The following is a 15115-nucleotide window of genomic DNA, read 5'->3' on the forward strand; positions in this document are numbered from 1 at the left end:
CGGGGGGGGTCGGGGGGGGGGGGGGGGGGGGGCGCGGGGGGGGGGGGTGCGCCCCCCCCCCCCCCCCCCCGCGCCCCTCCCCCCGTCAGAACGGCAGCAGCAAGCAACCAGACGTCCAGCTAGCGAAGAGCCCGCTCCGCCGCCCCCACCACGTTGTGGATCAGCATCGCTCGCGTCATCGGCCCGACCCCGCCCGGCACCGGCGACAGCCACCCCGCGACCTCCGCGACTCCGGGAGCGACGTCGCCGGTCAGCTTCGCCTTCCCCGTCTCCGGATTCTCGACCCGCGTGATCCCGACGTCGAGCACGGCCGCGCCCGGCTTCACCCAGTCCGCCGCGATCAGTCCCGGAACGCCCACGGCGGCGACCACGATGTCCGCCCGCCGCACCTCCGCAGCGAGATCCGTCGTCCGCGAGTGCGTCAGCGTCACCGTCGCATCGAGCCCCTTGCGGGTCAGCAGCAGCCCGAGCGGGCGGCCGACCGTGAGCCCGCGCCCGACGAGGACGACGTGCTTCCCCGAGATCGGGATCTCGTGGCGCTTCAGCATCTCGACGATGCCGTTCGGCGTGCAGGGCAGCGGGCTGTCGAGCTCGCCCTCGACGCCCAGCACCAGCCGGCCGAGGTTGGTCGGGTGCAGCCCGTCGGCGTCCTTCTCCGGGTCCATCAGCTCGAGCATCGCGTTCTCGTCGATGCCCTTGGGCAGCGGCAGCTGGATGATGTAGCCGGTCACCGAGTCCGACTCGTTGAGCTGCCGGATGGCCGCGCGGATGTCCTCCGCGGAGGCCGTGGCGGGCAGGTCGACGCGGATCGACTCGATCCCGACCTCCGCGCAGTCCCGGTGCTTGCCCGCGACGTAGGAGCGCGAGGCCGGGTCGTCGCCGACCAGCAGCGTGCCGAGACCGGGCACGACGCCCTTCTCGCGCAGCACCGCCACGCGCTCGGCGATCTCCGCCTTGACCGTCGCGGCGGTCGCGACGCCGTCGAGTACCTGTGCCGTCATCGTGCAACTCCTCGTTCGTCGGCGCTCCCGCGCCTGTCGTGCAGTAGTGCTCGGCGGGGTCCGGAGGCGCACTCGGCGCTCCGGACCCCGCCGAGCACGGGGAAGCGGTGCGGCCTACAGCCCCGGGTACAGCGGGAAGTCGTCCGTGAGCCCCTTGACCCGGGCGCGCAGCGCCTCGAGGTCGGCCGAGGGCTTGAGCGCCTCGGCGATGACGTCGGCCACGACGGTGAACTCGGCGTCGCCGAAGCCGCGGGTCGCGAGCGCGGGCGTGCCGATCCGCAGGCCCGAGGTGACCATCGGCGGGCGCGGGTCGAACGGCACGGCGTTGCGGTTGACCGTGATGCCGACCTCGTGCAGGCGGTCCTCGGCCTGCTTGCCGTCGAGCGGCGAGTCGCGGAGGTCGGCGAGCACGAGGTGCACGTCGGTGCCGCCGGTGAGCACGTCGATGCCCTCGGCCTTCGAGTCCGCGGCCGTCAGGCGCTCCGCGAGGATCTGCGCGCCGCGGATGGTGCGCGCCTGGCGGTCGGCGAACTCCTGCTCGCCCGCGAGCTTGAACGCGGTGGCCTTCGCGGCGATGACGTGCATGAGCGGCCCGCCCTGCTGGCCCGGGAAGACGGCGGAGTTGAGCTTCTTGGCGTACTCCTGCTTGGCCAGGATGAGGCCGGAGCGGGGGCCGGCGAGCGTCTTGTGCACCGTGGTGGTCACCACGTCGGCGTACGGCACGGGCGAGGGGTGCAGGCCCGCGGCGACGAGTCCGGCGAAGTGGGCCATGTCGACCCAGAGCTTGGCGCCGACCTCGTCGGCGATCGCGCGGAACGCCTCGAAGTCGAGGTGGCGCGGGTAGGCCGACCAGCCGGCGATCAGGACCTGCGGGCGGACCTCGAGGGCCTTCTCGCGGACCGCGTCCATGTCGATGCGGAAGGTCTGCGGGTCGACTCCGTACGCCGTGGCGTTGTAGAGCTTGCCCGAGAAGTTGAGCTTCATCCCGTGGGTGAGGTGGCCGCCGTGCGCCAGCTCGAGGCCGAGGATGGTGTCGCCCGGCTGGACGAGGGCGGCGAGCGCCGCCGCGTTGGCCGTCGCGCCGGAGTGCGGCTGGACGTTCGCGAACTCGGCGCCGAAGAGGGCCTTGGCGCGGTCGATCGCGAGCTGCTCGGCGACGTCGACGAACTCGCAGCCGCCGTAGTAGCGACGGCCGGGGTAGCCCTCGGCGTACTTGTTGGTGAGGACCGAGCCCTGCGACTCGAGGATCGCGCGCGGCACGAAGTTCTCGCTGGCGATCATCTCGAGGTAGCCGCGCTGGCGGTCGAGCTCCTGCTGCAGGACGGCGGCGATCTCGGGATCGACGACGGAGACGGGCTCGTTGAACGAGGCCGAGACACCGGTGCTGGCGGTGCTCGAGGCGGGAGAAGAGGACACGTGCGCTCCTTGGCTGCGAAACGGATGGCGTCCGCGAGGCGACGAGGCACGCTCGGGCACGCAGGACAACGGTATCCGTTCCGGCCCAGGCGAGCGGCAGGAAAAGTGTCCGGAAGAGGTCTCCGGAGAGGGTGCCGCTCCCTGATGGTCACCCATCCGAACGCCAGTCGCGACGCGGCCAGTGTAGCAACGGGCGGCCGATATCCTGAGCGGATGCAGACCGATTCCGCCGCGCCCGCTCCCGCCCGAACGCCCGCCGACGCGGCGATCGGCGGCTCCGACGACGGTCCCGGCAACCACTGGACGCTCACCTTCGCCTGCCCCGACCTGCCCGGCATCGTGCACGCGGTCTCGGGAGCGGTGGTGCAGGCCCGCGGCAACATCACCGAGAGCCAGCAGTTCTCCAGCGCCGACACCGGCCGCTTCTTCATGCGCCTGCAGGTGCAGTCGCCCGTCACCCGCGACGAGTTCGAGGCCGCGCTGCTCCCCGTCACCGAGCACTACGGCATGACCTGGCGGCTCGACGTCGTCGGCCGTCCGCTGCGCACGCTGCTGCTCGCCTCGACCGCGGGGCACTGCGTGAACGACCTGCTCTTCCGCCAGCGTGCGGGGCAGCTCGCCATCGACGTCCCGCTGATCCTCTCGAACCACGCCACCCTGGAGGACCTGGCCGGCTTCTACGGAGTGCCGTTCGAGTCGCGCGCGGTCACCTCGCCCGAGACCAAGCGCGCCTTCGAGGACCGCGTCGTCGAGGTCGTCGAGGAGCACGACATCGAGCTGGTCGTCCTCGCCCGCTACATGCAGATCCTCTCCCCCGAGCTCTGCGCGCGCCTGGCCGGCCGGGCGATCAACATCCACCACTCCTTCCTGCCCGGTTTCAAGGGCGCGAACCCCTACAAGCAGGCGCACGCCCGCGGGGTGAAGCTGATCGGCGCGACCGCGCACTTCGTGACGAGCGACCTCGACGAGGGCCCGATCATCGAGCAGAACGTGGTGCGGGTCGACCACTCGCACTCCCCCGCACAGCTGGTCGCGATCGGGCAGGACGAGGAGAGCCGCACGCTCACCCAGGCCGTGAAGTGGTTCGCGGAGGACCGCGTGCTGCTCGACGGCGCCCGCACGATCATCTTCCACTGACCCCGGCGCTGCTCCGGCGCGCGGCGTCGAGTCGCCCGGAACGGCTGCCCGCAGGGCGGGAGAACGAGCCCTCTCGGGCGACTCACCGCGGGCGGATACGATGGTCCGCGTGAATCGAGCGACAGCGGGCACTGCACGGACCGATCCGAGGGTCGGGCCGAACGACGTGCTGCGCCTCGTGCTCGAGCTGTTCGCGTTCGTCAGCCTCGGGCTGTGGGGCTTCCTGTCCTGGGATCTGCCGTGGAGCATCGTCTTCGGCGTGGGCGCACCGGTGCTGGCGATCCTGCTCTGGGCGCTCTTCCTGTCGCCGCGCGCCGTCCTCGCGATCGACCTCTACGGCCGCTCGCTGATCGAGCTGCTGATCATGGGCGCCGCCGCCCTCGCCTGGCTCGACCTCGGCCAGCCCGTCGTCGCGATCGTCTTCGGCGTGGTCGCCGTGGTGTCCGGCGTGATCTCGGGGCGCCGCGCGCTGAGCTGACGGCGCGGGGCGAGTGCACGTTTGCTGATCGAATAGCCCGCGGAGCGGGCGTATGGAGATCCACCGCCATCAGGACCGTGGCCTGCAGACCACCCTGCAGACGACGGCGGGTCTCGATACGCCCCTCCGGGGCTACTCGACCAGCATGAGGAGCTCCAGGGCTTCCGACCCATGCTGATCGAGCAGCCCGCAGAGCGGGCGCACCATGCTGATCGAGTAGCCCGCGCAGCGGGCGTATCGAGATCCCGCGCGCAACGAGCGACGGCCGCCCCGCCGCCCCCGGAGGGGCGTGCGGGGCGGCCGTCGCGACGGGCTGCGGGGGCTATTCCGCGGCGCCCGCCTCACGCTGCGCGAGTGCGCGGCGACGCAGTCCCGTCAGCACCGCTCCGGCGCCGATCAGCGCCAGGGCGCCCGCTCCGAGCAGTCCGCCGCCGAAGCCGGTGGAGGGCAGCCCGCCCGCGCCGTGGCCGGGCGCGCCCGGTCCGGCGGTGGGCGTGGAGGTCGGCGCGGGAGGCGCGGTCGGTCCGGCGGTCGGCGTCCCGGTCGGAGCCGGCGTCGCCGTCGGTCCGGCGGTCGGCGTCGCGGTCGGCTCGGCTGTGGGTCCGGCCGTCGGCGTCCCGGTCGGAGCCGGCGTCGAGGCCTCGGTCACGTCGACGCTGACGAGGGTCCGGAGACCCGAGTCCGCGTAGTCGACGCTGCCCAGGTACTGCGCCGGGCCGGCGAGACCGGTCCAGGACACGGAGTAGCTCGTCGGCTCCCCCAGGACCGCGTCGACGGTCTCGGGCGCGGTGCTCAGCGAGCCCTCGCCGCCGTCCGCCGCGATGAGGAAGCTCCGGAGGTCGAAGGTCGCCTCCGGCTCCGCGCCCACCGCGTAGATGTCCGCGGAGACCAGGTAGCTGCCGGCCTCGGGGGCGTAGAGGTCCACCCGCTCGTCGGCCGAGCCGGTCGCGCTGGTCGCCGTGGGCACCGGCTTCCCGTCGACGATCTGCGCGACCGTCAGATCGAGGTCGGCCGTGTCATCGAGCGAGTCGAGGTCGAACCGGGCGAACTCGGTGCCCTCGGGCACCTCGACGGTCGTCTCGAACGTCACGCCCTGCGGCAGCGTGCCGGTGTGGCCGTCCGCCGCGGTCGCGTCCTCGGCGAGGACTCCCACCGCGAGACCGCTCGGCGTCAGCGGCAGCGCACCCTCGATTCCGGGGATGATCTCGACGCTCGTCGAGCCGGTCGAGCCGGAGCCCGACACCTCGTACGGCGCGTCGAGCAGCACGGGACGCACGGCCACGGGGCTGCGCACCTCGTGCTCGGCGCTCGACCAGGTGAGGTAGCCGGTCGCGAACTCGGTGAGCTCGGCGTCGGTCCTCGTGAAGGTCACCGTGTACTCGGCGGTCTGGCCCGCTCCGGTGAAGGAGAGGGTGGACGGCGAGACGACGGCGTCGATCCCGGGGATGTCGAGGGCGGCGGTGTAGCTGCCGGCCTCGGTCGAGGTGACCGTGCGGGTGACCGTCTGGGTCCCGGCCAGGGCGCCGATCGCGATCGAGGCCTGGTTGAGGTCGGACGGGTCGATCGCCTCGACCGCGTCGAGTTCGGGGTCGGCGAAGACGTAGCCGGCTCCCTTGAGGAACGCGATCCAGTCGCTCGTACCGCTCTCGTAGAGCAGTCCGGGGTCGAGGAACGCGGTCGGGTCGACGTGTCCGGCGCCCTGCGCGAAGACGTCGTCGGACGCGGCGCCCGACTGGTCGACGCTGTCGTACGAGGTCGTCATCATGGCCGACTTGACCGCCGACGGCGACGCGTTCGGGCTCACGCCCAGGATGAGGGCGGCGAGGCCCGCGATGTGCGGGGAGGACATCGAGGTGCCGGACTCGAACGCGAAGGCGGGGTCGTCGCCCTCGGCGTTGAAGCTGTCGGCGAGGATCGCGACGCCGGGCGCCGTGAGGTCGGGCTTGAGCACGTCCGTGCCGTCCGCCTCGGCCGGTCCGCGCGAGGAGAAGCCCGCGACCTGCGGCACCGGGATCTCGGTGCCGGTCGCGTTGCCCTCGGTCAGCGTCGCCGTCGCGCCCGCGGTGCCGGCGTACGCGGTGATCGCGTCGTAGGCCTGCGAGTCGATCTGGATGCTCGGGACCGAGTGGTCGTCGACGTGCAGGGCGTTCGGGAACGGGTTCAGCAGCAGCATGCCGATGCCCCCGGCCCGGTCGACCTCGGCCGACTTGGAGACGCGCGCGGTGACGCCGGCGGTGCAGGCGACGATCTTCCCGGCGACCTTCGCGGCGTCGAGCGAGCCCGGCGCGCAGATGTCGGCGTTCTCGGTCCCGGCGACGACGACGTCGGCGCTGTTCACGAGGGGGCCGGTGACGTCGTCGTGCACGCTGATCGATCCGCCGACGAAGGCCTGGCCGTCACCGAGGGTGGCGGTGGCCGTGTAGGTCGGGATCGAGGACGCGGCGACCGTGGTGTACCAGGGCGAGGCGTGGTCGAGGGTCGAGACGCCCGGGCCGGAGTTGCCGGCCGAGGCGGCCACGAAGACACCCGCTGCCGCGGCGTTCAGGAACGCCTCGTCGTAGGGGGTCAGCGTCGAGACGGCGGAACCGCCGCCGATCGAGAAGTTGATGACGTCGACGCCGTCCGCGACGGCCGCGTTGATCGCGGCCAGGATGCCCTCGCCGGAGCAGTAGTCGTCGTCGTCGGTGCCGTTCACGGCGCCGTTCCAGCAGACCTTGTAGGCGGCGACCTTCGCGGCGGGTGCGACACCGGAGATGGTGCCGTAGTCGTAGCCGTCGACCGAGGCCTCGACGTCGGCGTTGCCGGCCGCCGTGCTCGCGGTGTGCGAGCCGTGGCCGTCCGCGTCGCGCGGCGAGCGGTACTCCGGGTTGTCGGTCGAGCCGGCCTTCTCGTTCTGGCCGAGGAACCAGCGGGCGCCGATCAGCTTCTGGTTGCACTCGCCGCCGTCCCACTGCTCGGATCCGGCGAGGCCGGGCGAGCAGGAGCCGGCGAAGGTGGTGCCGTCCGACTTGGCGTAGCGGACGGTCGTGCCGTCCGTGTACGGAGCGGCGCCCGGGGAGGTCGCCAGCGGAGCGCCCGCGAAGGACGGGTTCTCGGGTGCGATGCCGGAGTCGATGACGCCGACGACGATGCCCTCGCCGGCCTTCTCGACACCGCCGACGGTGTCCCAGACTCCGCCGTCGCCCTCGAGGCCGAGGAAGCTCGTCGAGGACTCCTGCCCGGTGTCCGGGACGGGGATGACGGCGTCGGCGGTGGCGCCGGGGGCCGACGTGGTCGAGGCGCGGGCGCGGTCGAGCTTCAGGTCCTCGAGCTCCCGCACCTGCGCGACGTCCTTGCGGCCGGCGAGCTCGCTCGCCTGCTCGGCGGTGAGCGAGGCGGAGAAGCCGTTGAGGGCGACCGTGTAGTGGTAGCCGATCGCGGCGTCGACGGCGGCGGCGACGTCGTCCTGCCGCTGCTCGAGGTGAGCAGAGTAGTCCTCGACCGGAGCCGAGCGGGCCTGCAGCTGCGCGCCCGCGTCCGGAGCGGTCCGGGCGAAGCGGGCGTCGGTGCCCTCGTAGGTCGCCGCGGACGGCTCGACGAGCGTGACGACGTAGTCGCCGTCGTCGAAGGTCTGGAGGGTGGAGAGTCCGCCGACGAGAGCGGCCCCGCCGACGAGCGGGGCGGCCGAGGCGGCCGAGACGGCGAAGGCGCCGGAGGCGGCGATGCCGAGGACGGCGAGGCCGGCGAGGATGCGCGTCTCAGCGCGGCGGACGGGTGGACGGTGGGACAAGTGAAGCGGCAATCGATGTCCTTTACTCACAGTTGCTGAGAACCGGATCGGTTCTCGCACAGAGTCGACCCTACGAACTGGATCGCCCGGCTCTGTTACGAACAGGTAACGAAGTCCTTGTCCGGGTGACAGCGGCGTCCGATGTCCGGTGATCCCGGTGCCCCCATTTCGGGGACCCCACCCCTGCCGGTCCTACGCTGGCGGGATGCGCACCCCGAATCCCGACGCCGCCGTCGGCGTCCTGCTCCCCCGCGATCTCCCCGCCGCCGAGGTCCTGCCCTACGCCCGCCGGGCCGAGGAGCTCGGCTTCGACGAGCTCTGGGTCGTCGAGGACCTCGGCTTCCGCGGCGGCGTCGCCCAGGCCGCGGCCGTCCTCGCCGCGACCGAGCGGATCGTCGTCGGCATCGGCATCCTGCCCGCCGCGGTCCGCACCGCCGCGTTCACCGCGATGGAGCTCGGCACCCTCGCCGAGCTCTTCCCCGGCCGCGTCCACGCGGGCATCGGCCACGGCATGCCGGGCTGGATGCGCGGACTCGGCGTCTGGCCGAAGAGCCCGCTGACCCTGCTCTCGGAGCAGTTCGCCGCGATCCGCGCGCTGCTCGCCGGCGAGCAGGTGACCCGTGACGGCCGCTACGTCCACGTCGACGGCCTGCGGCTCGAGTCGCCCCCGCCGGTCGTGCCGCCGCTGCTGGCCGGGGTGCGCGGACCGCGCTCGCTCGAGCTGGCCGGGCGCATCGCCGACGGGGCGATCCTCGCCGAGCCGGTCGCTCCGGAGTACCTCGCCCGCGCCCGCGAGCAGATGGGCACACCGGGCCGCGTCGTCGCCTACAACGTCGCGGCGGTCTCGGACGACGCCGCCGCCGCGCGGGCAGCGGTGCGGCCCGGGCTGGAGTGGGTCGGCGAGCCGGACTGGGCGCCGCACATCGAGCCGCTGCCCTTCGCCGCGGAGTTCGCGCAGCTCCGCGCCCGGAGCGCCGATCGCGCCGCCTTCGTCCGCGATCTGCCGGACGAGTGGGTCGACCGGCTCGCCGTCGTCGGGACGCCGGAGACGGCCCGCGCGCGGATCGACGAGCTGCACGCGGCCGGAGCGGCCAGCACGGTGCTCATGCCGGTCGGCGACGACCCCCGCGCGGCGATGGAGCAGCTGGCGCGCGTGCTCTGACGCCGACCGCCACCCCGCCGGTGCCCGGCACGCGGAAACGGCTCCGGCCCGGGGAATCCGAGGATTCCCGCGGGCCGGAGCCGTTCGTGCGAGCCGGAGATCAGCTCGCCATGCGCGCCTTGAGGTTCTCGTCGAGCGTGGCGAGGAACTCCTCGGTCGTCTGCCAGGCCTGGTCCGGGCCGACGAGGAGCGCGAGGTCCTTCGTCATGCTGCCGGACTCGACCGTCTTGATGACGACGTCCTCGAGGGTCAGCGAGAAGTCGATGAGCTCCTGGTTGCCGTCGAGCTTGCCGCGGTGCGCGAGGCCGCGCGTCCAGGCGTAGATCGAGGCGATCGGGTTCGTCGAGGTGGGCTTGCCGGCCTGGTGCTGGCGGTAGTGGCGCGTCACGGTGCCGTGCGCCGCCTCCGCCTCGACGACGCTGCCGTCGGGGGTGGAGAGCACCGAGGTCATCAGGCCGAGCGAGCCGAAGCCCTGCGCGACGGTGTCGGACTGGACGTCGCCGTCGTAGTTCTTGCAGGCCCAGACGTAGCCGCCCTCCCACTTCATGGCCGAGGCGACCATGTCGTCGATGAGGCGGTGCTCGTAGGTGAGGCCGGCTGCCTCGAAGCGCTCCTTGAACTCGGTCTCGAAGATCTCCTCGAAAATGTCCTTGAACCGGCCGTCGTAGGCCTTGAGGATCGTGTTCTTCGTCGAGAGGTAGACCGGGTAGTTGCGGGTCAGGCCGTAGTTGAGCGAGGAGCGGGCGAAGTCGCGGATCGACGAGTCCTGGTTGTACTGGACCTGCGCGATGCCGTCGTCGGGGGCCTTGTAGACCTCGAACTTCATCGGCTCGGAGCCGTCCTCGGGGGTGAACTCGACGGTGAGCGTGCCCTTGCCCTTGAAGACGAAGTCGGTGGCGCGGTACTGGTCGCCGAAGGCGTGGCGGCCGATGATGATCGGCTTGTTCCAGCCGGGCACCAGACGCGGGATGTTCGAGATGATGATCGGCTCGCGGAAGATGACGCCGCCGAGGATGTTGCGGATCGTGCCGTTGGGCGACTTCCACATCTTCTTCAGGCCGAACTCCTCGACGCGCGCCTCGTCGGGCGTGATGGTCGCGCACTTGACGCCGACACCGTGCTTCTGGATGGCGTGGGCGGCGTCGATCGTGACCTGGTCGTCGGTCTGGTCGCGGTACTCCATGCCGAGGTCGTAGTACTCGAGGTTCACGTCGAGGTACGGGTGGATCAGGGTGTCCTTGATCTTCTGCCAGATGATCCGCGTCATCTCGTCGCCGTCGAGCTCGACGACGGTTCCTTCAACCTTGATCTTCGACATTGCACTCCCAGGGTCTCGTTGCACCGCCCCGCTGCTGCGAGGGACGGGTGGCTCCGCGGCCGCTCCAGACGGCCTCGACCAGCCTACCCGAGGCCGGAACTGTCTCGACGTCGAGACAGTTCCGGAGGTGACCCGGTCCCGGACCGTGCGCGCCGCGACGCTCGTCCGCGAGGAGGATGACCGCCGCCGAGCCGGGCCGCTAGATTGGGCGGCATGAGTGACCTCCGCCTGGAAGAGCTGTCGGCCGCGAACATCTCCGCCGTGAACGGACTGAGCCTCAAACCGGGTCAGGAGCAGTTCGTCGCACCGGAGTCGTACTCCGCGGCCGCCGCCGTGATCGACCCGGGCGCCGCCTGGCAGCGGGCGATCCTCGACGGCGACGAGCTCGTCGGCTTCATCCACGCGCACTTCGACCCGCAGGCGCCGGAGGAGTTCCGCAGCTGCATCTGGCGGATCAACATCGACGCGGCCAAGCAGGGCCGCGGCGTCGGGACCTTCGCGGTCCGCGCCGCCGCCGACGAGGCGCGCGCCCGCGGCTTCGACACCCTCACCGTGATCTGGGAGTCCGGCGCCGACGGCCCCGAGCAGTTCTTCCGCTGGATCGGCTTCGAGGTCATCGGCGAGACCCCGTACGGCGAGAACATCGGGGCGCTGAAGCTCTGACCGGCACTCCGGCGGCCGCCCCCGCCGACCCGGATCCCGCCGACTTCGTCTCGGCGGTCCTCGCCGTCGTCGACGCGATCCCGCCCGGCCGTGTGATGGCCTACGGAGAGATCGCCGCGGTGCTCGGCACCCGCGCCGCCCGCGCCGTCGGCACGGTGCTCGCCCGCTACGGCTCCGACGTCGCCTGGTGGCGGGTGGTCCGCTCCGGCGGCGCCCCCGCGATCGGGCACGAGGACCGCGCCCGCGAGCACTACGAGCGCGAGGGCACGCCGCTCGTCACGACGCCGAGCGGCTACCGGGTGGACGTCCGCGCCGCACGCTGGACCCCCTGACCACGGCGGCGGACCCTCCGGCTCAGACCAGCGAGTCCCGCCAGGCCGCGTGCAGGGTCGCGAAGCGGCCGTCGCCCGCGATCAGCGCCTCCGGCGTCCCGTCCTCGACGATGCGGCCGTGCTCCATCACCAGCACCCGGTCGGCGATCGCGACCGTCGACAGCCGGTGCGCGATGATCACCGCGGTCCGGTCGGCGAGCAGCGTCTGCAGGCCGAGCTGCACCAGCCGCTCGCTCGGGATGTCGAGCGAGGAGGTCGCCTCGTCGAGGATCAGCACCGCCGGGTCCGCCAGGAACGCCCGCGCGAACGAGATCAGCTGGCGCTGCCCGGCCGAGACCCGCCCGCCGCGCTTGTTCACGTCGGTGTCGTAGCCGTCGGGCAGCGCCTGGATGAACGCGTGCGCGCCGACCGCCTTCGCCGCGTCGACGATCTCGTCGTAGGAGGCCGAGGGCCGGCCGATCGCGATGTTGTCCGCGACGGAGCCGGAGAAGAGGTACGCCTCCTGGGTCACCATCACGATCGCGCGGCGCAGGTCCTTCGGGTGCAGCTGCCGGAGGTCGACGCCGTCGAGGGTCACCACTCCGTCGGTCGGGTCGTAGAACCGCGAGACGAGCTTCGCGAGCGTCGACTTGCCCGCGCCGGTCGAACCGACCAGCGCGATCGTCTGACCCGCGGGGATCCGCAGATCGAAGCGTGGCAGGACCTCGCGGTCGGTCGTGTAGGCGAATCGGACGCCCTCGAAGCCGAGGGCGCCGCGCGCCTCGCGCAGGTCGACGGGGTGCGCCGGGTCGGGCACGCTCTGCTCCTCCGCGAGGACGCCCGAGATCTTCTCGAGCGCGGCCGCCGCGGACTGGTAGGAGTTGTAGAACATCGCCATCTCCTGCACCGGCGCGAAGAACCGCCGCGTGTAGAGCAGGACGCCGAGCAGGGCGCCGATCTCGAGACCGCCGTCGAGCACGCGCATCCCGCCGAAGAAGAGCACGGCCGCCATGGTGACGTTGCCGATCAGGACGAGACCGGGGTCGAAGGTGCCGAAGACGCCGAAGACCTTCTTGTAGGCGACCCGGTAGCGCTCGACGACGACGCCGAAGGCCGACTCGTTGCGCTCCTGGGTGCGGAAGGTCTGCACGGCGCGGATGCCCGTCATCGTCTCGACGAACTGCACGATCAGGCGGGACGACGCGACGCGGGTGCCGCGGAAGAGCGACTGCGAGCGCTTCTGGAACCAGCGGGTCAGGATCGCCAGCGGCACGAGGGCACAGGCGAGCACGAGGCCGCTGACGCCGTCGAGCGAGACCAGCGCGATGGCGACGAAGCCCATGTAGAGGGCGCCCTGCACGAGCTGGTTGATCCCGGAGTCGAGCAGCTCGCGGATCGAGTCGAGGTCGCTGGTCTGCCGGGAGATGATCCGGCCGGAGGTGTAGTTCTCGTGGAACTCCAGGCTCAGCTTCTGGGTGTGCAGGAAGACGCGCTTGCGCAGGTCGATCAGGATCGCCTGGCTCACCCGGGCCGACAGCACCGTGTACCAGGCGACGAGGACCGCGCCGATGACACCGGTCAGGACGTACGCGATCACGGTGAGGGCGAGCGGGGTCGCATCGCCGTCGAGCACGGCGGGCAGGCCGTTGTCGATGCCCAGTGCGATCAGCGCCGGTCCGGCGACCTGGGCTGCGGTCGAGACGACCACGACGACCGCGGTCAGCACGAGGCGCATCCGCAGCGGGCGCAGCAGCGATCCCAGGAGCGCGAGCGAGCGCCGGCGCAGGGCCGCGGACTCCGCGCGGGTGAGGTCGTCGCGCTCCTCGGTGGATCCGAGAGTGCTCATGATCGGGTCTCCAGCTCGGTGAGGTCCGTCAGCTCGGCCTCGGCGCGCGGGCGGGAGCCGACGCGCTCGGTGCCGCGGGGGCGGGCGAGCTCGTCCTCCTCGAGGCTCGAGATGACGAAGCGGTAGTGCGGGCTGCTCGCGAGCAGCTCGGTGTGGGTGCCGACCGCTGTGACGCGGCCCTCCTCGAGGAGGGCGACGCGGTCGGCGAGGGCCACCGTCGAGGGGCGGTGCGCGACGATCAGGGCGGTGGTGTCGCCGAGCACCCGGCGCAGGCCCTTCTCCACCCGCGCCTCCGTGTCGACGTCGAGGGCCGACAGCGGGTCGTCGAGGACGAGGACGGCGGGTCGCGCCGCGATGGCGCGCGCCAGGGCGAGCCGCTGGCGCTGGCCGCCGGAGAGGCTCATCCCCTCCTCGCCGACGGTGGTGTCGAGCCCGTTCGGCAGGGAGTGCACGAAGTCCGCCTGCGCGATCTCGAGCGCCTCGAGCAGCTCCGCCTCCGAGGCGTCGGGGCGGCCGAGCAGCACGTTCTCGCGCACCGAGGTGGAGAACAGCGTCGCGTCCTCGAAGGCCATGCCGACGTGGGAGCGCAGCTCGTCGCGCCGGAGGTGCCGCACGTCCACTCCGTCGATCTCGATAGCTCCGCCGGTCACGTCGTAGAGGCGCGGCAGCAGGGCGGTGAGCGTCGTCTTGCCCGAGCCGGTGAGGCCGACGAGCGCCATCGTCTCGCCGGGCTCGACCTCGAGGTCGACGCCGTCGAGGAGGTCGGCGAAGCGCTCCGGCGCGTCCTGGTAGCGGAAGTGCACGTCGCGGAACCGCACCCGGCCGAGCGGCCGCGCGATCGTCGCGGGCGACTCCGGGTCGGTGATCGTGTTGCGGCTGTCCATCACCTCGAAGTAGCGGTCGACGGCGGTGCGCGCGTCGAACGTCATCGAGAGGAGGAAGCCGATCGACTCCACCGGCCAGCGCAGCACGGTCGCGGTGGCGAAGAAGGCGAAGAGCTCGCCGACGCTGAGCTGCCCGTCGGCCGCCAGCCAGACGCCGGCGAGGAGGCAGAGCGCGAAGGCGATGTCCGGGATGAGCAGCAGGACCACCCAGATGCCCGCGATGGCCTTCGCCTTCTCCACCTCCGTGCCGCGCAGCTTCTCCGCCTGGTCCGCGAAGCCGGCCAGCGCGTGCTGGTGGCGGCCGAACGCCTTGAGGACGCGGATGCCGTGCACCGACTGCTCCACCGTGGTGGCGAGGTCGCCGGCCTGGTCCTGGCTGCGGCGGGCGATGCTCGAGTAGCGCTTCTCGAAGGCGAACCCGTAGATCCAGACCGGGATGGAGCAGGCCACGAACAGCGCGCCGAGGATCGGGTTCCAGTAGACGAGCACACCGAAGCCGACGACGATCGTCAGCGCGTTGACGACGAGCAGCACGAAGCCGAAGGCGATCCAGCGGCGGATGAGGCTGAGGTCGCTCATCGCGCGGGAGAGCAGCTGCCCGCTCTGCCAGCGGTCGTGGAACGAGACGGGCAGGTCCTGGAGCTGGCGGTAGAGCGCCGTGCGCATCCGCGCCTCGACCCGCGTGCTCGGGGTGAGCACCATCCGGCGCCGCAGCGCGATCGCGGCGGCCTCGAGCACGCCGAGCAGGAGCACGACGACGACGGGGCCGATCAGCGGGCCGAGGTCGCCGGAGCCGGCGGCGGTCGCACCGTCGCCGAGCGGGCCGTCGACCAGCTGCTGCAGCACGATCGGGATCGCGAGCGAGACGAGGCTCGCCACGAGGGCGATCGCGATGCCGCCGACCAGGCGCGGCAGCGCGTCGCCGACGAACGGGACCAGGCGCAGCAGGGTGCGCAGTGTGTTCGGACGCTTCGGAGCGGCGGGCGGAGAGGACTGTGCGAGCACGGTGCAGGGCTTTCGCGACGGAGGACGGAGCCCTGCGGCACCGTGGCGTCGCGAGGGCGGGGATGCCGCCGGCCCGTTGCGGGCCTCTGGGCAGCCTTGCAGGCTATACCCGGTCCCTCGGCGGC

11 protein-coding genes are annotated in these 15115 nt (G+C 72.2%); 5 read left to right on the forward strand and 6 right to left on the reverse strand.

Annotated features, from left to right (window positions below):
* Nucleotides 1-119 precede the first annotated feature (119 nt).
* Both EDF35_RS01695 and glyA read right to left on the reverse strand, forming a co-directional pair.
* On the reverse strand, nucleotides 120-1001 hold the full coding sequence (locus EDF35_RS01695; protein ID WP_133960562.1) for a bifunctional methylenetetrahydrofolate dehydrogenase/methenyltetrahydrofolate cyclohydrolase: 882 nt from the start codon (nucleotides 999-1001) through the stop codon (nucleotides 120-122).
* A 114-nt stretch (nucleotides 1002-1115) separates the two neighbouring features.
* A complete protein-coding gene (gene glyA, locus EDF35_RS01700; protein WP_208322997.1) occupies nucleotides 1116-2417 on the reverse strand; it encodes a serine hydroxymethyltransferase in 1302 nt (433 codons plus the stop codon).
* A gap of 213 nt (nucleotides 2418-2630) precedes the next feature.
* Between glyA and purU the strand changes: the two genes are divergently transcribed.
* Both purU and EDF35_RS01710 read left to right on the forward strand, forming a co-directional pair.
* On the forward strand, nucleotides 2631-3554 hold the full coding sequence (purU, locus tag EDF35_RS01705) for a formyltetrahydrofolate deformylase (protein WP_133961463.1): 924 nt from the start codon (nucleotides 2631-2633) through the stop codon (nucleotides 3552-3554).
* Between the two features lie 109 nt (nucleotides 3555-3663).
* Nucleotides 3664-4032 (forward strand): YrdB family protein, encoded by a 369-nt coding sequence (locus tag EDF35_RS01710; RefSeq protein WP_243839814.1) that lies wholly within the window; start codon nucleotides 3664-3666, stop codon nucleotides 4030-4032.
* A gap of 322 nt (nucleotides 4033-4354) precedes the next feature.
* Here EDF35_RS01710 and EDF35_RS01715 read toward each other — a convergent pair whose 3' ends face one another.
* Nucleotides 4355-7801 carry a S8 family serine peptidase gene (locus EDF35_RS01715; protein ID WP_133960564.1) on the reverse strand — a complete coding sequence of 1149 codons (3447 nt, stop codon included), beginning with the start codon at nucleotides 7799-7801 and terminating at the stop codon, nucleotides 4355-4357.
* A 205-nt stretch (nucleotides 7802-8006) separates the two neighbouring features.
* Here EDF35_RS01715 and EDF35_RS01720 point away from each other — a divergent pair, with 205 nt between their 5' ends.
* Nucleotides 8007-8963 carry an LLM class flavin-dependent oxidoreductase gene (locus tag EDF35_RS01720; RefSeq protein ID WP_133960565.1) on the forward strand — a complete coding sequence of 319 codons (957 nt, stop codon included), beginning with the start codon at nucleotides 8007-8009 and terminating at the stop codon, nucleotides 8961-8963.
* 100 nt (nucleotides 8964-9063) lie between these two features.
* Here EDF35_RS01720 and EDF35_RS01725 read toward each other — a convergent pair whose 3' ends face one another.
* Nucleotides 9064-10281 carry an NADP-dependent isocitrate dehydrogenase gene (locus EDF35_RS01725; RefSeq protein ID WP_123445123.1) on the reverse strand — a complete coding sequence of 406 codons (1218 nt, stop codon included), beginning with the start codon at nucleotides 10279-10281 and terminating at the stop codon, nucleotides 9064-9066.
* Between the two features lie 213 nt (nucleotides 10282-10494).
* Here EDF35_RS01725 and EDF35_RS01730 point away from each other — a divergent pair, with 213 nt between their 5' ends.
* Together EDF35_RS01730 and EDF35_RS01735 are read left to right on the forward strand one after the other, a co-directional pair.
* Nucleotides 10495-10944 (forward strand): GNAT family N-acetyltransferase, encoded by a 450-nt coding sequence (locus tag EDF35_RS01730; protein WP_123445122.1) that lies wholly within the window; start codon nucleotides 10495-10497, stop codon nucleotides 10942-10944.
* A gap of 95 nt (nucleotides 10945-11039) precedes the next feature.
* A complete protein-coding gene (locus EDF35_RS01735) occupies nucleotides 11040-11276 on the forward strand; it encodes an MGMT family protein (protein WP_243839815.1) in 237 nt (78 codons plus the stop codon).
* A gap of 22 nt (nucleotides 11277-11298) precedes the next feature.
* On the opposite strand, the gene EDF35_RS01740 is transcribed toward EDF35_RS01735, so the two are convergent.
* Nucleotides 11299-13101, reverse strand: coding sequence for an ABC transporter ATP-binding protein (locus tag EDF35_RS01740; RefSeq protein WP_133960567.1), 1803 nt, complete (start codon nucleotides 13099-13101; stop codon nucleotides 11299-11301).
* Nucleotides 13098-14990: an ABC transporter ATP-binding protein gene (locus EDF35_RS01745; RefSeq protein ID WP_133960568.1), complete on the reverse strand. Its 1893-nt coding sequence runs from the start codon at nucleotides 14988-14990 to the stop codon at nucleotides 13098-13100. Before EDF35_RS01745 ends, EDF35_RS01740 begins: the two co-directional genes overlap by 4 nt.
* Between the last annotated feature and the right edge of the window lie 125 nt (nucleotides 14991-15115).

The organism is Rathayibacter sp. PhB151 (assembly GCF_004366415.1).
In the GTDB taxonomy this organism is placed as follows: domain Bacteria; phylum Actinomycetota; class Actinomycetes; order Actinomycetales; family Microbacteriaceae; genus Rathayibacter; species Rathayibacter festucae.

Coding starts and splice junctions, on each gene's coding strand:
- EDF35_RS01695 (WP_133960562.1), bottom strand. CDS start 1,001: ATGACGGCACAGGTACTCGACGGCGTCGCGACCGCCGCGACGGTCAAG.
- purU (WP_133961463.1), top strand. CDS start 2,631: ATGCAGACCGATTCCGCCGCGCCCGCTCCCGCCCGAACGCCCGCCGAC.
- EDF35_RS01720 (WP_133960565.1), top strand. CDS start 8,007: ATGCGCACCCCGAATCCCGACGCCGCCGTCGGCGTCCTGCTCCCCCGC.
- EDF35_RS01725 (WP_123445123.1), bottom strand. CDS start 10,281: ATGTCGAAGATCAAGGTTGAAGGAACCGTCGTCGAGCTCGACGGCGAC.
- EDF35_RS01730 (WP_123445122.1), top strand. CDS start 10,495: ATGAGTGACCTCCGCCTGGAAGAGCTGTCGGCCGCGAACATCTCCGCC.
- EDF35_RS01735 (WP_243839815.1), top strand. CDS start 11,040: ATGGCCTACGGAGAGATCGCCGCGGTGCTCGGCACCCGCGCCGCCCGC.
- EDF35_RS01740 (WP_133960567.1), bottom strand. CDS start 13,101: ATGAGCACTCTCGGATCCACCGAGGAGCGCGACGACCTCACCCGCGCG.